Here is a 607-nt window from a genome sequence, read left to right as displayed (position 1 = left end):
CAAAAAACTGAATTGACACAACGTGTCTTCCACGAAGTTCTTTCAATGGATGACGCATTGAGCTAAGATTCAATTAGAATGAAAAGAAAGCCAGTCAAAATGACTGGCTTTTTACTATAATATCAAAGATTGGCCTAATTGTAGATATAATATATATTAAGCTATTTATATCAGTTTACCGATATAAATAGTTCAAAATTGAATGGCTAGGTTATAGAATGGTGCAAATACGTGTATTTTTAAGTTAATATACTTGAATAGATTGTATTGAAATGTTATAATATATCAGATAAACTCTAGTTAGTGATAGGGGTTGTCAAAATAGTATGATGTAATCTCTTAGGGAGATTAGAAATAAAAATTTCATATAGAAAAGAGGAGAAGAAATGTCGAAAAGCAAAGCGTTAAACATGCTTTCTAAATTTTCTGCGTTAACTTTTGCTATTTTAGCTCTAGCATCTGTTTTGGTAGGGATTGTTAAAGCAGATAATCCTGTTTCAAAAGAATTGACACAAGTAATTACAGGCATCGATCTATTAGATGCTTCAGACACTAAGCAAAATGTGAGTTCAGAAGGAGATTTCTCGCTTCGTACGAATTTAGCATA

At 31.0% G+C, this 607-nt stretch carries 1 protein-coding gene; it reads left to right on the top strand.

Features of this window, described 5'->3' with window-relative positions; all coding sequences use genetic code 11:
• Positions 1-386: 386 nt before the first annotated feature.
• The coding region (locus GMD1S_RS08740) for a hypothetical protein (protein ID WP_000045547.1) at positions 387-607 on the top strand (221 nt) is incomplete at its 3' end.

The sequence above is a fragment of the Streptococcus sp. GMD1S genome, assembly GCF_000296875.1.
GTDB lineage: Bacteria > Bacillota > Bacilli > Lactobacillales > Streptococcaceae > Streptococcus.
The sequence above is the reverse complement of the archived record's forward strand: the minus strand, read 5'-3'. Positions and strand labels throughout refer to the sequence as shown.